Annotated in this window: 19 protein-coding genes; 11 read left to right on the forward strand and 8 right to left on the reverse strand. The window is 34.9% G+C overall.

Annotated elements, in window-relative coordinates; all coding sequences use genetic code 11:
- Positions 1-27 precede the first annotated feature (27 nt).
- Positions 28-375, forward strand: a complete 348-nt coding sequence (locus tag HA146_RS02800) for a hypothetical protein (protein WP_209108053.1) — start codon at positions 28-30, stop codon at positions 373-375.
- 54 nt (positions 376-429) lie between these two features.
- On the forward strand, positions 430-1,434 hold the full coding sequence (locus HA146_RS02805; protein WP_209108054.1) for a protochlorophyllide reductase: 1,005 nt from the start codon (positions 430-432) through the stop codon (positions 1,432-1,434).
- Positions 1,435-1,441: 7 nt separating this feature from the next.
- On the opposite strand, the gene bchL is transcribed toward HA146_RS02805, so the two are convergent.
- From bchL to HA146_RS02825, 4 genes are all read right to left on the reverse strand, one after another.
- The gene (gene bchL, locus HA146_RS02810; protein WP_209108055.1) at positions 1,442-2,329 is read right to left on the reverse strand and encodes a ferredoxin:protochlorophyllide reductase (ATP-dependent) iron-sulfur ATP-binding protein; all 888 of its coding nucleotides are present in this window, start codon (positions 2,327-2,329) and stop codon (positions 1,442-1,444) included.
- A gap of 193 nt (positions 2,330-2,522) precedes the next feature.
- A complete protein-coding gene (locus HA146_RS02815) occupies positions 2,523-4,094 on the reverse strand; it encodes a ferredoxin:protochlorophyllide reductase (ATP-dependent) subunit B (protein WP_209108056.1) in 1,572 nt (523 codons plus the stop codon).
- Positions 4,095-4,097: 3 nt separating this feature from the next.
- Positions 4,098-5,354, reverse strand: coding sequence for a ferredoxin:protochlorophyllide reductase (ATP-dependent) subunit N (locus tag HA146_RS02820; protein WP_209108057.1), 1,257 nt, complete (start codon positions 5,352-5,354; stop codon positions 4,098-4,100).
- Between the two features lie 157 nt (positions 5,355-5,511).
- Positions 5,512-5,880, reverse strand: coding sequence for a hypothetical protein (locus HA146_RS02825; protein ID WP_209108058.1), 369 nt, complete (start codon positions 5,878-5,880; stop codon positions 5,512-5,514).
- 97 nt (positions 5,881-5,977) lie between these two features.
- On the opposite strand from HA146_RS02825, the gene HA146_RS02830 reads away from it, so the two are divergent.
- On the forward strand, positions 5,978-6,748 hold the full coding sequence (locus HA146_RS02830) for a BMC domain-containing protein (protein WP_209108059.1): 771 nt from the start codon (positions 5,978-5,980) through the stop codon (positions 6,746-6,748).
- Positions 6,749-6,755: 7 nt separating this feature from the next.
- Here the strand turns inward: HA146_RS02830 and HA146_RS02835 are convergent, their stop codons facing one another.
- Positions 6,756-7,340 (reverse strand): non-canonical purine NTP pyrophosphatase, encoded by a 585-nt coding sequence (locus HA146_RS02835; RefSeq protein ID WP_209108060.1) that lies wholly within the window; start codon positions 7,338-7,340, stop codon positions 6,756-6,758.
- 336 nt (positions 7,341-7,676) lie between these two features.
- Here HA146_RS02835 and HA146_RS02840 point away from each other — a divergent pair, with 336 nt between their 5' ends.
- The 8 genes from HA146_RS02840 to HA146_RS02875 all read left to right on the forward strand — a co-directional run bounded on the left by HA146_RS02840 (position 7,677) and on the right by HA146_RS02875 (position 14,674).
- Positions 7,677-7,988, forward strand: coding sequence for a BMC domain-containing protein (locus tag HA146_RS02840; RefSeq protein ID WP_002807869.1), 312 nt, complete (start codon positions 7,677-7,679; stop codon positions 7,986-7,988).
- A 69-nt stretch (positions 7,989-8,057) separates the two neighbouring features.
- The gene (locus HA146_RS02845) at positions 8,058-9,473 is read left to right on the forward strand and encodes a form I ribulose bisphosphate carboxylase large subunit (protein ID WP_002805854.1); all 1,416 of its coding nucleotides are present in this window, start codon (positions 8,058-8,060) and stop codon (positions 9,471-9,473) included.
- A 94-nt stretch (positions 9,474-9,567) separates the two neighbouring features.
- Entirely contained in the window at positions 9,568-9,909 is a 342-nt protein-coding gene (locus HA146_RS02850) for a ribulose bisphosphate carboxylase small subunit (RefSeq protein ID WP_011376108.1), read from the forward strand.
- Between the two features lie 91 nt (positions 9,910-10,000).
- Positions 10,001-12,301, forward strand: coding sequence for a carboxysome assembly protein CsoS2 (csoS2, locus tag HA146_RS02855; RefSeq protein ID WP_209108061.1), 2,301 nt, complete (start codon positions 10,001-10,003; stop codon positions 12,299-12,301).
- A 7-nt stretch (positions 12,302-12,308) separates the two neighbouring features.
- Complete coding sequence (locus tag HA146_RS02860) at positions 12,309-13,838, forward strand: carboxysome shell carbonic anhydrase (protein WP_209108062.1); 1,530 nt, start codon at positions 12,309-12,311, stop codon at positions 13,836-13,838.
- A gap of 2 nt (positions 13,839-13,840) precedes the next feature.
- The gene (locus HA146_RS02865; protein ID WP_209108063.1) at positions 13,841-14,098 is read left to right on the forward strand and encodes a carboxysome peptide A; all 258 of its coding nucleotides are present in this window, start codon (positions 13,841-13,843) and stop codon (positions 14,096-14,098) included.
- 13 nt (positions 14,099-14,111) lie between these two features.
- On the forward strand, positions 14,112-14,360 hold the full coding sequence (locus HA146_RS02870) for a carboxysome peptide B (protein ID WP_209108064.1): 249 nt from the start codon (positions 14,112-14,114) through the stop codon (positions 14,358-14,360).
- A 74-nt stretch (positions 14,361-14,434) separates the two neighbouring features.
- Complete coding sequence (locus tag HA146_RS02875; RefSeq protein WP_209108065.1) at positions 14,435-14,674, forward strand: 4a-hydroxytetrahydrobiopterin dehydratase; 240 nt, start codon at positions 14,435-14,437, stop codon at positions 14,672-14,674.
- 4 nt (positions 14,675-14,678) lie between these two features.
- On the opposite strand, the gene HA146_RS02880 is transcribed toward HA146_RS02875, so the two are convergent.
- The 3 genes from HA146_RS02880 to gloB all read right to left on the reverse strand — a co-directional run bounded on the left by HA146_RS02880 (position 14,679) and on the right by gloB (position 16,149).
- Positions 14,679-14,906 carry a DUF3136 domain-containing protein gene (locus HA146_RS02880; RefSeq protein WP_002806681.1) on the reverse strand — a complete coding sequence of 76 codons (228 nt, stop codon included), beginning with the start codon at positions 14,904-14,906 and terminating at the stop codon, positions 14,679-14,681.
- Between the two features lie 85 nt (positions 14,907-14,991).
- A complete protein-coding gene (locus HA146_RS02885) occupies positions 14,992-15,384 on the reverse strand; it encodes a Rid family detoxifying hydrolase (RefSeq protein WP_209108066.1) in 393 nt (130 codons plus the stop codon).
- A 24-nt stretch (positions 15,385-15,408) separates the two neighbouring features.
- On the reverse strand, positions 15,409-16,149 hold the full coding sequence (gloB, locus tag HA146_RS02890) for a hydroxyacylglutathione hydrolase (protein ID WP_209108067.1): 741 nt from the start codon (positions 16,147-16,149) through the stop codon (positions 15,409-15,411).
- Positions 16,150-16,162: the final 13 nt, after the last annotated feature.

Genomic DNA, 16,162 nt, shown 5'->3' on the forward strand with positions numbered 1-16,162 from the left:
ATTCAGTGAAAATACCAAGTACTAAATTTGTCAAAATCTTTTTATAAAAATAGTATTTTTTACAAAAAATATCTAGGACCTGCATTTAAAAGAAAGCAACAGAAACAGGAAAATTTTGTATCTTTAGTGTTTTTAATTATAAAAATTTGCTTTTCCCTAATAGCAATAATAAGCTTGATTAAGCTTGGCTATAGTTCCAAAGTTAGATTAACCAGATTAAGGGAAATTCAAGACTCATTTTCACACGAAAAATATCGATTTAATGTTTTTACAAGTAGGTTTGATGATTTATTTTCTTCTGAAGGTGAGCAAAGATTTATGAAGGATCAGGATCAAATAATTTCTAGGGACATTATCAGAGTAATATGGCGATGATAAGGATGATCTAGAATCATTTTACTTATCATTTTTCTATTAACTTTTTTGCTAGTGAGTAAGAACATGAAGGGTTTAGTCCTAATAACAGGAACAACTTCAGGGGTTGGATTAAATACTCTAAAACCTCTTTTAAGATTTGGATGGGAAGTTATAGCTGTTAATCGATCAAACAAAAGAGCGATAACAATAGCTGAGGAATTATTGACAAAAGAGGAAATTAAAAATGTTCACTTTATAGAAATAGATCTTTCTAACTTGGATAATGTAAGAAAAGGTTGCGATGAGATATTGGAAAAATTTAGAAACCCTATAAATTCTCTGATTTGTAATGCAGCAGTTTATAAACCTAGACTAAAGAGACCTGAAAGATCTCCTCAGGGTTTTGAAAACTCTATGGCAGTAAATCATTTTGGGCATTTTCTTATGATAAACCTGCTTTTAGAAAATATTTTATCTTCAGAAAGTGAAATTGTTTTAAATGGTAAATCTACTTTATTCAAGCCAAGGATTACAGTATTAGGAACTGTCACAGCTAATTATTCAGAACTTGGAGGTAGGATACCCATTCCTGCCCCAGCTGACCTTGGAGATTTATCTGGATTTAAAAATGGTTTTTTATCTCCAATAAGTATGGCGAATGGAAAGAAATTTAAACCTGGTAAGGCTTATAAGGATAGTAAACTTTGCAATATGGTGACCGTTCAGGAATTATCAAAAAGATATCCTGCAGAAAAAATTATTGTTAATTCTCTATATCCTGGATGTGTTGCTGAAACTAAACTTTTTAGAGATACACCTTGGTTATTTAGATTTCTTTTCCCAATATTTCAAAAATTCATAACAAGAGGATATGTGTCACAAAGATTGGCAGGAGAGAGGGTCGCTCAAGTGGCAACTTATAAAGAATATGCCAAACCATCAGTTCATTGGAGTTGGGGAAATCGTCAAAAAAAGGGCAGAAAAGCTTTTTCTCAGAAGTTGTCAAAAAGAATAATTGATACTAATACCTCTAAACAAACTTATGATTTAACAAAAAGATTGGTTGGATTAAATTAATATAAGACTAATCAAATCCCAATAAATCAAAAATTTCTCTATCTTTAAGTGGATTTCCTTCTAAAGGTTCTACGTTTTCAATCATATTTTTAGCAAGTGATAAATATTCATTTTGAACTTCAACGACGTCTTCAGTTGGCTCCATTTCAAAGATAGTACATTTTTTCAGTCTTGATCTTCTTATGGCGTCTACATCTTTAAAATGAGCCATGGTTTTTAAACCTGTTCTTTCATTGAACTTATCAATTTGGTCTGTATCTTTTGATCTATTTGCTACTACCCCACCTAATCTGACTTTATAATTTTTTGCTTTTGCTTTAATTGCAGAGACTATTCTATTCATGGCGAATATTGAATCGAAGTCATTAGCAGTAACAATTAGGCAGTAATTTGCGTGCTGCAATGGAGCTGCAAATCCACCACAAACGACATCTCCAAGGACATCAAAAATGACAACATCAGTATCCTCTAATAAGTGATGTTCTTTTAAAAGCTTAACTGTCTGACCAGTTACATACCCCCCGCATCCTGTGCCCGCAGGAGGGCCTCCACTCTCGACACACATTACGCCATTAAAACCTTCAAACATGAAGTCGGTTGGTCTCAATTCTTCGCTATGAAAATCTACCTCTTCAAGAATATCGATAACGGTAGGAACCATTTTGTGGGTTAAAGTGAAAGTGCTATCGTGCTTCGGATCGCAGCCTATTTGTAAAACTTTTTTCCCTAATTTTGAGAATGCTGCAGAAAGGTTTGAAGATGTAGTTGATTTGCCGATACCTCCCTTGCCATATACAGCAATAACCAAAGCTCCTTCTTCGATATTTATTTTGGGGTCTTGCTTTACTTGAACACTCCCTTCTCCGTCAAGAGGTTTGTTTATAGTACTTGTCATTTAAATAGCAAAAATACACATTGTTATTTATATTCTTGCAGCGCAAATACCATATGGAATCTATTTCTAAACAAATGTTTATCTATTTAAATTAAATATACAAGAAATGTTGTAATAGCAGCATCTTTAGCCACTATTCTTTTATCCTATGAGTCGAAATACTCATGCCTAAATTATATTTTTTTAGTAAAGCTTAGCTGTAAAATGCTTTTGCGTCGTAAAGGGTTTCATCGCTAATTTCTGGGATACCTTTAGAAATAGCGTATTTCTCTGTATTTGTTTTGACTTTACCTCTTACAAAAAATGGAACCTTTGTTAATTCAGCTCTACCAGATTCAGTCCACATAATTACCTCTTTATTTTTATTTCCTTCTTTACCTTTCGAATTTATATGATCCTTAACTTTAGTAGCAGTATGACCCAAATGACTTTGATGGCCGTCAACAAATTCAAAATCATGTTTAAACATATCAATAAGATGTTCTTCTAAACCCATCATTAGTGGATGTACCCAGTCATCAAAAATTACATTTGCCCCTTCCCATCCCATTTGAGGGCTGTATCTAGCAGGAACATCTTGAACATGCATTGGAGTACTTATTACTGAGCAAGGTATGCCAAGCCTTTTTGCACTATGTCTTTCCATCTGTGTACCTAGAACTAATTCAGGCGCAGCTTTTTTCATCGCATCTTCCACTTCTAGGTAGCTATTAGTGATTAGTGCTTCTATATTTAAATCCTTAGCAGCAGATCTTACTTGTCTTGCCATTTCTCTGCTGTAGGTTCCTAGACCTACGACTTCAAACCCTAATTCATCTTTGGCAATTTTGGCTGCTGCGATAGCATGAGTACCGTCACCAAAGATAAAAACCCTTTTCCCTGTCAAATAATTAGAATCAACTGACTTTGAATACCATGGAAGTTTTGACTTGTGCTCTAGTTCTCCTTTATTCGTTAAAGGGAGGTCAAGCTTTTCATGAACTTCATGAATAAAATTAATAGTATTTTTTATACCAATTGGAATAGTAGTGGTATATTCCATTCCGCAATTACGCTTAAGCCATTCACAAGAAATCTCAGCAATCTCTTGATATAGACAAACATTAATATCAGCATCAGTTAATCTCTCAATATCTTTTGGACTTGAACCGAGTGGTGCAACTACATTAGTATCAATACCTTGCTCTGAAAGTATACGTTGAATTTCGATTACATCATCTCTGCATCTAAATCCTAACAATGTAGGGCCTAATATATTAACTTTAGGTCTTCGACCTAATGACTTCCATCTTTGAGGGTTGATTTTATCAATTTGATTTACCTTATCTTTTAAAAGAGTTCTAATTATTTGATAAAAGGTTTCTGACGCTCCCCAGTTTTCTTTTTTGCTGTAAGCAGGAAGTTCAAGGTTAACAATTGGAATATCAAAACCCATACCCTTAGCAAGAGCTCCAGGCTGATCTTGTATTAGTTCAGCAGTACAACTTTCTCCTACTAAAAGGGTTTTTGGTTTAAATCTTTCAACTGCCTCAGTAATATTCCTTTTAACTAATTCGGCTGTATCTCCTCCTAAATCTCTAGCTTGAAACGTTGTATAAGTTACAGGAGGTCTCTGACCTCTTCTCTCAATCATTGTAAAAAGGAGATCTGCATAAGTATCTCCTTGAGGAGCATGTAGTACGTAATGAATATCTTTCATTGATGAAGCCACTCTCATTGCACCTACATGAGGAGGCCCTTCATATGTCCAAAGTGTTAATTCCATAATTTAATGAGTCGCTAATGTTTTGGATGTAAGTATTTGATTCCTTTTTAAAGGCCTTGAGAAAAGTCCAGCCAAGTCAGCTGCTTGATCAATTCCGTGTATTGGGCTAAATACCATTTCTATAGACCATTTTGTACTAATACCCTCTGCTTCCAGTGGGTTGGCTAAACCCATCCCACAAACTACCAAGTCAGGACTTGAAGCTCTAACACGATCAAGTTGTTTCTCTACATGCTGACCTTCAACTATTTTTGTGTTATCCGGTAATAAATTAAGCTCCTCATCCATCAAATCTTTATTTAAATAGGGAGTTCCAACTTCAATTAGCTCCATTCCACATTCGTTATGTAAAAATCTTGCTAATGAAATCTCAAGTTGTGATTCAGGTAAAAGGAATAATTTTTTCCCTCTTAATATTTCAGTATGTTTTTCTAGTGCCTGCCTTGCTCTATTAGCTAAAGGAGCAATTACCTCATGAACTTTTAGTTCATTAATTTTAAAAGCATCTGCTCCAGCTAAAAACCATTTAGTGCTGCCCTCTACACCTAATGGAAATGGAGCATAAATTATCTTACAACCACGATGCTTAAGATCCCTGATAGTATCACTTAAATATGGTTGAGTTAATAAAACCTTTGTGTTCTTTCCGATTTTTGGTAATTCAGTTGATTGCCTTGGAGGAAAACTTTCAACATTATTTATCCCAATTTGATTGAAAATCTTCTTGAATCTATCTTCGACATTATTAGCTAATGTCCCAACTAATAATAATTTCTCATCATCTGTCGATTCCATTAAGGGTACTAGAGCTTTTAATGCGCCATCTTCTCCTTGTGTAAATGTAGTTTCGATCCCACTACCTGAGTAGTTCACAAACCTTACTTGACCTAAAAATCGTTTATTTAATTTGTCAGCAACAGTTGCAAGATCAAGTTTAATAACTTCGCTAGGGCAAGAACCAACTAGGAAAAGAGTCTTTATTTCAGGTCTCCTAGAAATAAGATCATTTACTACTCTATCGAGTTCTTCGTGAGCATCGGCAAGACCAGCAAGATCTTTCTCTTCAAGAATAGCTGTACCAAATCTTGGTTCAGCAAAAATCATTACCCCTGCAGCACTTTGGATTAAATGTGCGCATGTTCTTGATCCAACAACCAGAAAAAATGCATCTGGCATTCTTCTGTGTAACCAAACTATTGAAGTTAGTCCACAAAAGACTTCTCTTGGCCCTGTTTCTTTATTAAGTTCTACTTTACTCATTAAAAATATTTAGAGCTTATCCTTTAAGCTTGCATAAACTTTTAAATTTAAGAAAGTAATTAATAAGTTCTCTTACAAAATGCACACATTTAAAAAACTTATATGAATGTTTAAATACTTAAATGAGAATTATTCAATAAACTTTTTATGGGTGTTTTTAATTTCTGTAGAAGGAATTTCCTTGACTCGTTTTTGAAATCCTCCATACATTTCTAGCTATTTTCGTAGCTAATAATCCTGCTCTTTCTAACTTAGATTTCCCTGGCTTTGCTCCAATTAAGGCTGTCACTTCTGATGTACTTAAAGGTGCTCCGGTATTAATAGCTAATTGCGTTAACTCCAGTCTATCTCTAAGTTTCTTAAGATTTACTTTCTCTATATTATCTTCTTCTAACCAACTAAAAGATGGATCTTTCTGAGATAGTTTTTGCATCAAGCTTAAGCTTACTAATCCAAGAGTTTGATCAGGAGTTAATTCTTTTTCAGTAAAAGAAACATTTGGTTCTTTTTTTTGAGATGATCCCATGAAAATCCATATCTTTTATTTGAAGTTATCGTTTTGTGGGCAGCATGCAAGTAAATTTAATAGAAAAAAGGAACCATTATCCGTTATAGTCTCGTGAATGGAACCAACTTCTAGCTTTAACAGAGGGGAACGAAAAAAAGGAAGTTCTCTTGTCACAGGATCTGAGGTGCAATCTCAGGCCAGTGGAGCTAGCTGTTTTATTACGACTGATTCAGAAAAATCTTTGGTATCCAGACAAGCAAGTCAAGTTGAGCAAATTGAGTTGAGAACATATGTTTTTTTAGATTCTCTGCAACCTCAATTAGCGGCATATATGGGAACGGTGAGTAGAGGTTTTTTACCTATTCCTGGGGATTCATGTCTTTGGATGGAAGTTTCTCCTGGGATGGCCGTTCATAGAGTTACTGATATTGCATTAAAAGCAAGTAATGTAAGACTTGGTCAAATGATTGTTGAAAGAGCATTTGGATCTCTAGCTCTTTACCATAAAGATCAAAGCACAGTTTTACATTCTGGTGATGTCGTTCTAGATGCTATTGGAAGTGAAGTTAGAAAAAGAACAAAACCTTCAACAAGTTGGACTGAAGTTATTCGAGCTATTACTCCAGATCATGCCGTTTTGATAAATAGACAAAACAGAAGTGGATCAATGATTCAATCTGGAATGAGCATGTTCATATTAGAAACCGAACCAGCTGGTTATGTTTTGAAAGCAGCAAATGAAGCTGAAAAAGCATCTAATATAACCGTTGTTGATGTTAAGGCAGTTGGAGCTTTTGGTAGATTAACTCTTGCCGGGAAAGAAGGGGATGTAGAAGAAGCGGCAGCTGCGGCCATAAGAGCAATTGAAGAAATTTCAAATTATTGAAAATTTTTTATTTCAAGCCAATTTCATTTTTTAAAAAAGGAGACATAATTTTTGCTGCTTTACCCCTGCTTCCTAATTTACTAAGTTGAGATTGAGATAGCTCTCCGTAAACACAGTTTGCTTCTTTAACCCAAAAAATAGATTCGAATTCTCCATTTGGGTATTTTGGGTTCTTAAGAATTTCTCCCCAACATATTCCTGTGGTCTCTTTAACTAAGTTTCCCAAAGGATCACATAAAACCATACAACTTATAAATCTTGCACTTCTATATGGGCTGTCACTAAGTTCATTAATTAATTTTTTAACTTTTTCATTATTTGTTTTGGCATATCTCGCAGAATATATACCTGGCCGACCATCTAAATAATCCACCTCAAGACCCGAATCATCAGCTAATGCCCATGTTTTTGTCTCTAAAGAAGCTGCTTTAGCTTTTAATAAGGCGTTCTCAAAGTAATTAGAGCCAGTCTCTTCTACATTTAAATATTCCGGTTGTTTCTCTACTTTTAAAGACAAAACATCTAACATTTCTGAAATTTCAGATACCTTTCTCGGATTACCACTAGCAATAGTAAGTACTGGAATAGTCAAAACAGTTAATTTATTTAATTTGAGAATATTATCTTACTTCAAAGATTGATGTTATACGGAGACAGGAAAGGTTGAACATTCCACACCTGTGTAGACAGGGCCTGCCTCGTATTGAGATAACTTAATGTAAATTTTTAATTAACACAACAGTATGTTTTGATGCTCTAACTAATTATCATAAGGATTAATATATCAATAATACCAAGGGTGATAAGTTTATCTTATGAATGATAGAAAAAAGATTAATAGAGTTTTTAGGTAAAAACACTTGACTTATAAGTACTCAATGGACCATTCTTGCAAACGAACATTCCACATTTAGTAATTTAGTAGGCAATGGCTACAGAAACAATGGGTATCGCTCTCGGCATGATCGAGACTCGCGGACTTGTACCTGCAATTGAAGCAGCAGACGCAATGACCAAGGCAGCAGAAGTTCGTCTTATTGGTCGTGAATTCGTTGGTGGCGGTTATGTCACAGTATTAGTAAGAGGCGAAACAGGCGCAGTTAACGCAGCTGTTAGAGCTGGTGCTGATGCTTGTGAAAGAGTTGGTGACGGATTAGTTGCAGCTCACATTATCGCTCGTCCTCATAGAGAAGTTGAACCTGCTCTTGGCAATGGTGAATTTCTTGGTCAAAAGGACTAATTAAGTAAAGCAAGATTTATAAATTTTGCACAATAATTATTTTCCCTACACAGACCTAAATTTATCCTTATGAGTAAGAAGTATGATGCAGGGGTAAAGGAGTACAGAGATACCTACTGGACTCCTGAATATGTACCCCTAGACACCGATTTATTAGCCTGTTTCAAATGTACAGGTCAAGAAGGTGTTCCAAGAGAAGAAGTTGCAGCAGCTGTTGCAGCTGAATCTTCAACAGGTACTTGGTCAACAGTTTGGTCCGAGTTACTTACAGACTTAGAATTTTATAAAGGACGTTGTTATCGAATAGAAGACGTTCCTGGAGATCCTGAAGCTTTTTATGCTTTTATTGCATATCCTTTAGATCTTTTTGAAGAAGGTTCTATCACAAACGTATTAACATCTCTAGTAGGAAACGTTTTTGGATTTAAAGCTTTAAGACATTTACGTCTAGAAGATATTAGATTCCCAATCGCTTTCATTAAAACTTGCGGTGGTCCACCAAATGGAATCGTAGTTGAAAGAGATCGTTTAAACAAATACGGAAGACCTCTTCTTGGTTGTACCATTAAACCTAAATTAGGATTATCTGGTAAAAACTATGGTCGAGTTGTATATGAGTGTCTTAGAGGCGGTCTTGATTTAACGAAGGATGATGAGAATATTAATTCTCAACCATTCCAGCGTTGGAGAGAAAGATTTGAGTTTGTTGCAGAGGCGGTAAAACTTGCCCAGCAAGAAACTGGAGAAGTTAAAGGTCACTATTTAAACTGTACTGCTAACACTCCTGAAGAACTCTATGAAAGAGCCGAATTTGCAAAAGAACTAGATATGCCAATCATCATGCATGATTATATAACTGGTGGTTTTACTGCAAATACTGGATTAGCAAACTGGTGTCGTAAAAATGGCATGCTTCTGCATATTCACAGAGCTATGCATGCTGTTATAGATAGACATCCAAAGCATGGTATCCATTTCAGAGTTCTAGCAAAATGTTTAAGACTCTCCGGAGGAGATCAATTACATACTGGAACTGTTGTTGGAAAACTAGAAGGTGATCGTCAAACAACTCTTGGTTACATCGATAACTTAAGAGAGTCATTTGTTCCTGAAGATAGATCAAGAGGTAACTTCTTTGATCAAGATTGGGGTTCAATGCCTGGAGTATTTGCCGTCGCATCAGGTGGTATCCACGTTTGGCATATGCCTGCACTTTTAGCGATTTTTGGAGATGATTCTTGTCTTCAGTTTGGTGGAGGAACACATGGTCATCCATGGGGTTCAGCTGCTGGAGCTGCAGCGAACAGAGTCGCTTTAGAAGCTTGTGTTAAAGCACGTAATGCAGGTCGCGAAATCGAAAAAGAGAGTAGAGACATTCTTATGGAAGCTGCTAAGCATAGTCCTGAATTAGCTATTGCTCTTGAGACTTGGAAGGAAATCAAGTTTGAGTTTGATACCGTCGACAAGCTTGACGTTCAAGGTTAAACCAAATTTCAAAATTGAGGAGATTCTTTTTCTCCTCAAACTTCTACAAATCTCGTACTATTACGAGTAATTTTCATTCACATTTAGATTAATTATGCCTTTCCAGAGCACAGTAGGCGACTATCAAACAGTTGCAACCCTGGAAACATTCGGTTTCTTACCACCGATGACCCAGGAAGAAATATATGATCAAATTGCATACATAATTGCTCAAGGTTGGAGTCCTGTAATTGAGCATGTTCACCCTAGTGGAAGTATGCAAACTTATTGGTCTTATTGGAAACTCCCATTCTTTGGGGAAAAAGATCTTAACTTGGTTGTAAGTGAATTAGAGGCATGTCATAGAGCATACCCTGATCATCATGTGAGAATCATCGGCTACGATGCTTACACTCAAAGCCAAGGAACAGCTTTTGTAGTTTTCCAAGGACGCTAAATCTACTTTATGTAGTAAATATCTTTCTCCAAAAAAAAATTGGAGAAAGTTTTTTTTAAGAGTTTTTTAAAGAGTTTTAAATTTGAAGATTATGTCAAAAAAAACCAGTAGAGAGATTGCACTAGAAAGAAGAAAGGCCATGAGTGATAGCGGAAAAAAAGCTGCTGCTTATTCTTCCACTACTCAAGATAGAGTTCGATCTTCTCAAGATATACAGATTTTTGGTACTCAGTCTTCTTCTAAAAATCAAAGTATTATTAAATCCGCTAAAAAACATATTCCAAAAACTCAGATAAATAGAAAGTCAGCTTCAACAACTTTATCTAGTAAAGAGTTAGTTATAGAGAGAAGAAAAGCAATGTCTACTCATGGGAAATCAGCTGTAGCTTCATCTGATAGAACTCGTACTGATGTTAAAAAAGAAATTCCTGTAAAAGAAGTTAAATCAACTGCTTTTAAAAATCAAGAAATTCACGACTCAAATAATACAGAAACTAAAACACTAAAACCAAACGTCAAAAGAAGAATTAATCAGAAGAGAAAACCTATTGCTAATACAAGTAGAGATATTGTTTTAGCAAGAAGAGAAGCTCAATCTAAGCATGGTAAATCAGCATCTAAACAAAATACAAGTGCAGCTTCTTTAGCTAGAAGGGGAGATCCAGATTTAAGCAGTAGAGAAATTTCTCAGAGAGTAAGAGAGCTACGAAGTAAAACCGGTGCTACTGGTAGTAATAAAGGTAATGGGAAATGTAGACCATGTGGTCCAAATAAAAATGGAGCCAAACAAAATATTGCTGATGCAAGCTGGAAAGTTGGCAAAAGTGAAACTGATTCAGGTCAAATAGTTACTGGAACACAAGCCAATAGATCTCTAAAAACTACAGGTAATGAAGCAAGTACATGTAGAACAGTTACTGGTACCCAATATATGGGAGCAGATGTGATTGATCAATTTTGTCAAGATAGACCAAGTTATAAACAACCACTAAGATCTACTGTTACCTCAACAACATCAGGTAATAAAGTAACGGGAAATGAAGTTGGTAGATCTGAGAGGGTCACAGGTGATGAGCCAGGAACTTGTAAAAACCTAACAGGTACTGAATATGTATCTGCTAATCAATCGCAGAAGTATTGTGGTGATGTTCCAAAAAATCCTTCAAAGGTTAAACATAGTACTACAACTGATGGATTAAAAGTCTCTGGATCGCTTCCTGGTAGATCAACCCTAGTTACTGGAGATGAATCAGGTTCTGGACATCAATTAACTGGAGATCAATATCTTGGCTCTGAACCAAATCCAAAAGGTAAAGCATTTGAAAAAGTAGGCACTTACAACACTCTTAATGGGAATAACGTAACTGGTACAGGGATAGGAAGATCAGACCTTATGACAGGTAATGAACATGGGAGTTGCAAGAATGTAACTGGTGATGAATACATAGGATCTCAGCAATATGAGAAGTTTTGCGGTTCAAAACCAAAACCAGAAGCTAGGAAAGTAGGTTTAAGTCTTTCTTCAAAGTCTAATTTGATAAGTGGGACTATGACAGGAAGATCAAAAACAGTAACTGGAGATGAACCAGGTTCTTGCAAAGTGTTAACAGGAACACCATACGCAGGCTTAGATCAGATAAATGAAAATTGTAGTACTGAAACTTCTGAAGATGTTAAATCCCGGGCAATAGTTAATTCTGGAAATAATTCAAATGCCAGACTTACAGGACAGCAACCAGGAATTGGCGGAGTAATGACAGGTGCTAAGAAAGGCGCTTGTAAGAATCTAACAGGAACTCCCTATATTGGTGGAGATCAGTTCTCAACAGCTTGTGATAATCCTCCACATGATACTGAGTATGCGAATCCGGAAAAGTCACCAGGTAATTCTTGGAACGAATTTTCTGTTAAGTCACCATCAAGAGAAAAATATTCAGAAAAACATACTCAAGGCGTTACAGGTAATGAATATGAAAATGGTTCAAAGATAACAGGACCTTTTGATATGGCTGTAGATAAAGTCACTGGAACTGAAAAATTCAGATTCGAACCGAATAAAAATATTACTTATAAACAAAAAATGCAAATTGAAGAGGCAGATCGTGCTGCAAAGACACCAGAAAAAAGAGTTGCATCTAGGGTTACTGGTGAAGGTCAATCAGTGGGAAACGTAACTGGCGATGATTGGGATCGTGGTGATAAGGTGACAGGAACAGAGGGTGTTTCTTCTAGAAAGAGAAATCCATCAAGAGCAGGAAACATGAGTGCAATGCCCCCTTTAGAAGTTAAAAGAAATGAGGAAACAGAAAAACCAGATTTCTTGATAACAGGATCTAGTGGTAATACTCGTGATGGACAACTTGTTACCTTTTCAGGTGGTGCCAGAGGTTAAGTAAATAATGCCTTTAAGAGGACTGGCTAAAGCCAAGAACTTCACATTGGGGCCAACAGCTCCAATGAAAACTTTTACTGAAAATATTCATATACAAACTAAAGAATCAAATGACATAAGAAATCCTGAAAAGTCTCATACATTAACTAATAATATTCAAAATGAAAATTTATATAGGTATGAAAGCAAAATAAAAAGTGACTTTGACGAAATTGTTCCAACTCTAAAGGAAATTGCCCGAATACAACATCATGAAGATTTTATAAATACGGCTCAGAAAATATCAAGAAAAAATTTGGGAATAGATTTACCCCTTCATGTATTAGATAAATCTTGGGTTAAACCTATTGATATGAGAGCTCTATATGCATGGTGTGCTTTCAAACAACATGAGAAACTAAGTGACAATTTTTTTAAAAATGATCCTCTTGAAGGTGCTGCTGGGAGTAGAAGTGCGGAAGAGTTTGAAAAATTTCTTTTAGATTGTGGGATACATTTACTTGATATAACTCCTTGTTCTGATGGGCGATTAGCACATTCAGTAGCCTATGTTATGAGAATACCATTTAGTTCAGTAAGAAGAAGATCTCATGCTGGGGCACTGTTTGATATTGAAAATACTGTTAATCGATGGGTAAAAACTGAACATAAAAGATATAGAGAGAATATACCTAATGAAGCTCATAAAGATACTAGATACTTAAAAGTTGTGACTTATCATTTTAGCTCTGTGGATCCTTTTCATCAGGGATGCGCCGCTCATGGGAGTAATGACGAATTAGCTGCAGAAGAAGGTAGAAATAAACTATATGCTTTCAAAGAGTCTGTAGAGAACAGCTTTTGCTGCGGAGCTTCTGTGGATCTAATGTTGATTGGACTTGATACAGACACTGATTCATTGAAAATACATTTGTCAACTAGCGATGGAGGTATAGATTTAAAAAAAACTATTTCTACTTTAGAAATTTATAATTCAACAATAAACTTTTCAAATGAGGATGCAGAGAGAGAAATCTGTCAGACAATTTCTAAGCAATCTTCCAAAGATAAACTCCAAGGAATAGAAAAATTTATCTATAGATTAGTAGTCAATAATATTTCTCAAATTGACTATGTGAAGAATTTTTATAATGGTTCATATGAAGATATTGGTCATGCAGAGAGGTTTATTGGAGTTGGTATAGGTTTCAAAGAAGTACATCTCAGAAATTTAACTTATTTTTCTCATTTAGATACTGTCGAAGAAGGGGCGCCAGATTTAGATGTAGGAGTGAAGATTTTTACTGGATTAAATGTTTCAAAAGATCTACCTATTCCAGTAGTAATAAGATTTGATTACTCTGGCAAAGTACCCGGAGCAAAAGAGAGGGCAATAAAAGATTGTGAAAGAGTGAACAATGCGATATCAATTAGATATAAAAATTTAGTTGATCAAGGTTTGTTGCATACTTGCTCTACTATTAGAGATAGGGACAAAATTCATTCCGCCCAAATTATTGGAATGTCTTTAGATAAAAAAACAGAGGAGGCTCACTAGTTATGTTGATTTGTAAGGTTGTAAAACCACTTGTTTCTACCAATAGGATTCCTGGTTTTGAACATAAGCATCTGCAGGTTGTATTAGATGGTTCTTCTAATAAAGTTGCAGTAGATGCTGTTGGCTGTAAGCCAGGAGACTGGGTAATTTGTGTTGGAAGTTCTGCTGCTAGAGAAGCTGCAGGAAGCAAATCTTATCCAAGTGATTTAACGATTGTTGGAATAATAGATCATTGGGATCCTGATAATTCAAAAAACTAGGAGGATAGAAATTATGGAAATAATGAAGGTATTAGGAAGAATGGTATGTACTCAAAGAGTCCCTGGCTTAGGTCATATGAATTTACGAATTTTGGAAAATAATAAGGGAAAGAAATTAGTTGCTGTTGATCCTGTTGGCGCTAGAGAAGGTAACTGGGTTTTTACTGCTAGTGGCTCTGCTGCGAGATTTGCTTGCCCTAATCCAGAAGTTCAAACCGATTTAACTATTGGCGGTATTATTGATTATTGGGAGAATGATTAAATACTTCAACTAAAAAATGTTATTGATGAACTTTATTAAATGTATAGTGTAATTAATACTGAATAAAGAATTTAATGTGGAATGAAAGAGAATCACCTTTGAGAATTGAAAAAAGATTTGAATTTGAGGAATACTCAAAAATAAGTAAATTCATCGGGAAAATTGAGAAATTATGTAAAGAAAAGGATATCTATCCAAATATCAGTTTTGGTAAAAACTTTGTTAGTCTTTCAATATTTTTAGATAGTAAAGAAATATCTACTAAGGAAAAAGACTTTTCAAAGGATATAGATAAATTTTATTTAGAAGATTAATCCTTTAATAATTATTGGGCTTAGCAATATCTCTTTTGATTAAAGCCATTAAATATGTAGGGGCTTTATATCTTCCTGGCAGACATCTATTTAAAGTTTCGAGATGCCCCCAGCATACTGTCTTTTCTATATCTTTAACTGAGTTACCTTTTAATATTAATAGTCTTAGAGCTTTACAAAATAAGGGATAGCCTGCTTCTAATTCATCTATATTAAGCTTTGCTGCTGACATAGACTAAAGAGGAATAACCAATTAATAATCTATACAAATATGGTGCAGATTTGGATCATATTTCAAATTTCTCAATAATTAGAAATTAATCTAGAAATGCAACGCAATCTATCTCAACTAAAACTCCTTTAGGTAGAGATGAAACTTCCACACAGGCCCTTGCTGGAGGATGCTCTACATTGAAAAAATCACTATATATTTTATTGACAATTTGAAAATTACTTAGGTCGGTTAAGTAAATATTTGTTTTTATTACATCCTCTATTTTTGCTCCACCAGCTTTAAGAACTGCTGCGAGATTTTTCAAAACTTGAATAGTTTCCTTCTCTATATCACCTAAACATGTTATTTCATTTAAAGCTGGGTCTATAGCAATTTGACCAGAACAATAGATAAAATCCCCAGCTTTTATTGCTTGATTATAAGGTCCTACTGGATTTGGAGCATTTGATGTTTTAATTACTTGTTTGGGGGACATTTGTTTAAGAAGATACCTATCTATTTAAACCCATAAATCTTTATTTGCTCTTAAAAAAGTAAATTCTTCTAGATTTTTCGCTCTTAAGAAAAGGTTTATTTTCATCTCTTCATCAAGTAAAAATGGAATTGTCAATTCATTAAGAGAAAGCTTTTTTTCAACTTCCGAAAGTTTATTTTTTATATCTTGATCTTTTGGCTTGAGATTCAAGGCCCACAATATATTTGCCTTTGTATATTCATGTGCACAATATATGAGAGTATTTTTTGGTAAAGATTTGATTCTTTCTAGTGAAGAATACATTTGTTGATAAGTTCCCTCAAAAATTCTTCCACAGCCTCCAGAAAATAATGTGTCACCAATAAAAAGAACAGGATTTTCCCCATTCAAAAAGAAGGCAATGTGTGAGCTTGTATGTCCTAATACTTCAATTATTTTTACTTCTTGACCTAAAATATTCAAAGTTTCTCCATCTTCTACAGATATATTTTGAAAAGGTATTCGCTTTTTTTCTTTGGAGGAAGCAATCACCTTTACATTTGGCCATTTTTCAATAAGAGACTTGGTCCCTCCAATATGGTCTGAATGATGATGAGTTTGCAAAATAGCTTCTAAGTGAAAATTGTTTTCATTTATATATCTAATAACTGGCTCGTGAACAGATGGATCTACAACCACAACGGATTTATCTTTTACCAACAACCAAATGACGTTATCACTTAAAACTCTAAGTCCGATTATATTTCGAGCTTTATTAAATTCCATTATTAACTTAGAA

Origin of the sequence: Prochlorococcus marinus CUG1416, from assembly GCF_017695965.1 — a bacterium.
Taxonomy (GTDB): Bacteria; Cyanobacteriota; Cyanobacteriia; order PCC-6307; family Cyanobiaceae; genus Prochlorococcus_A.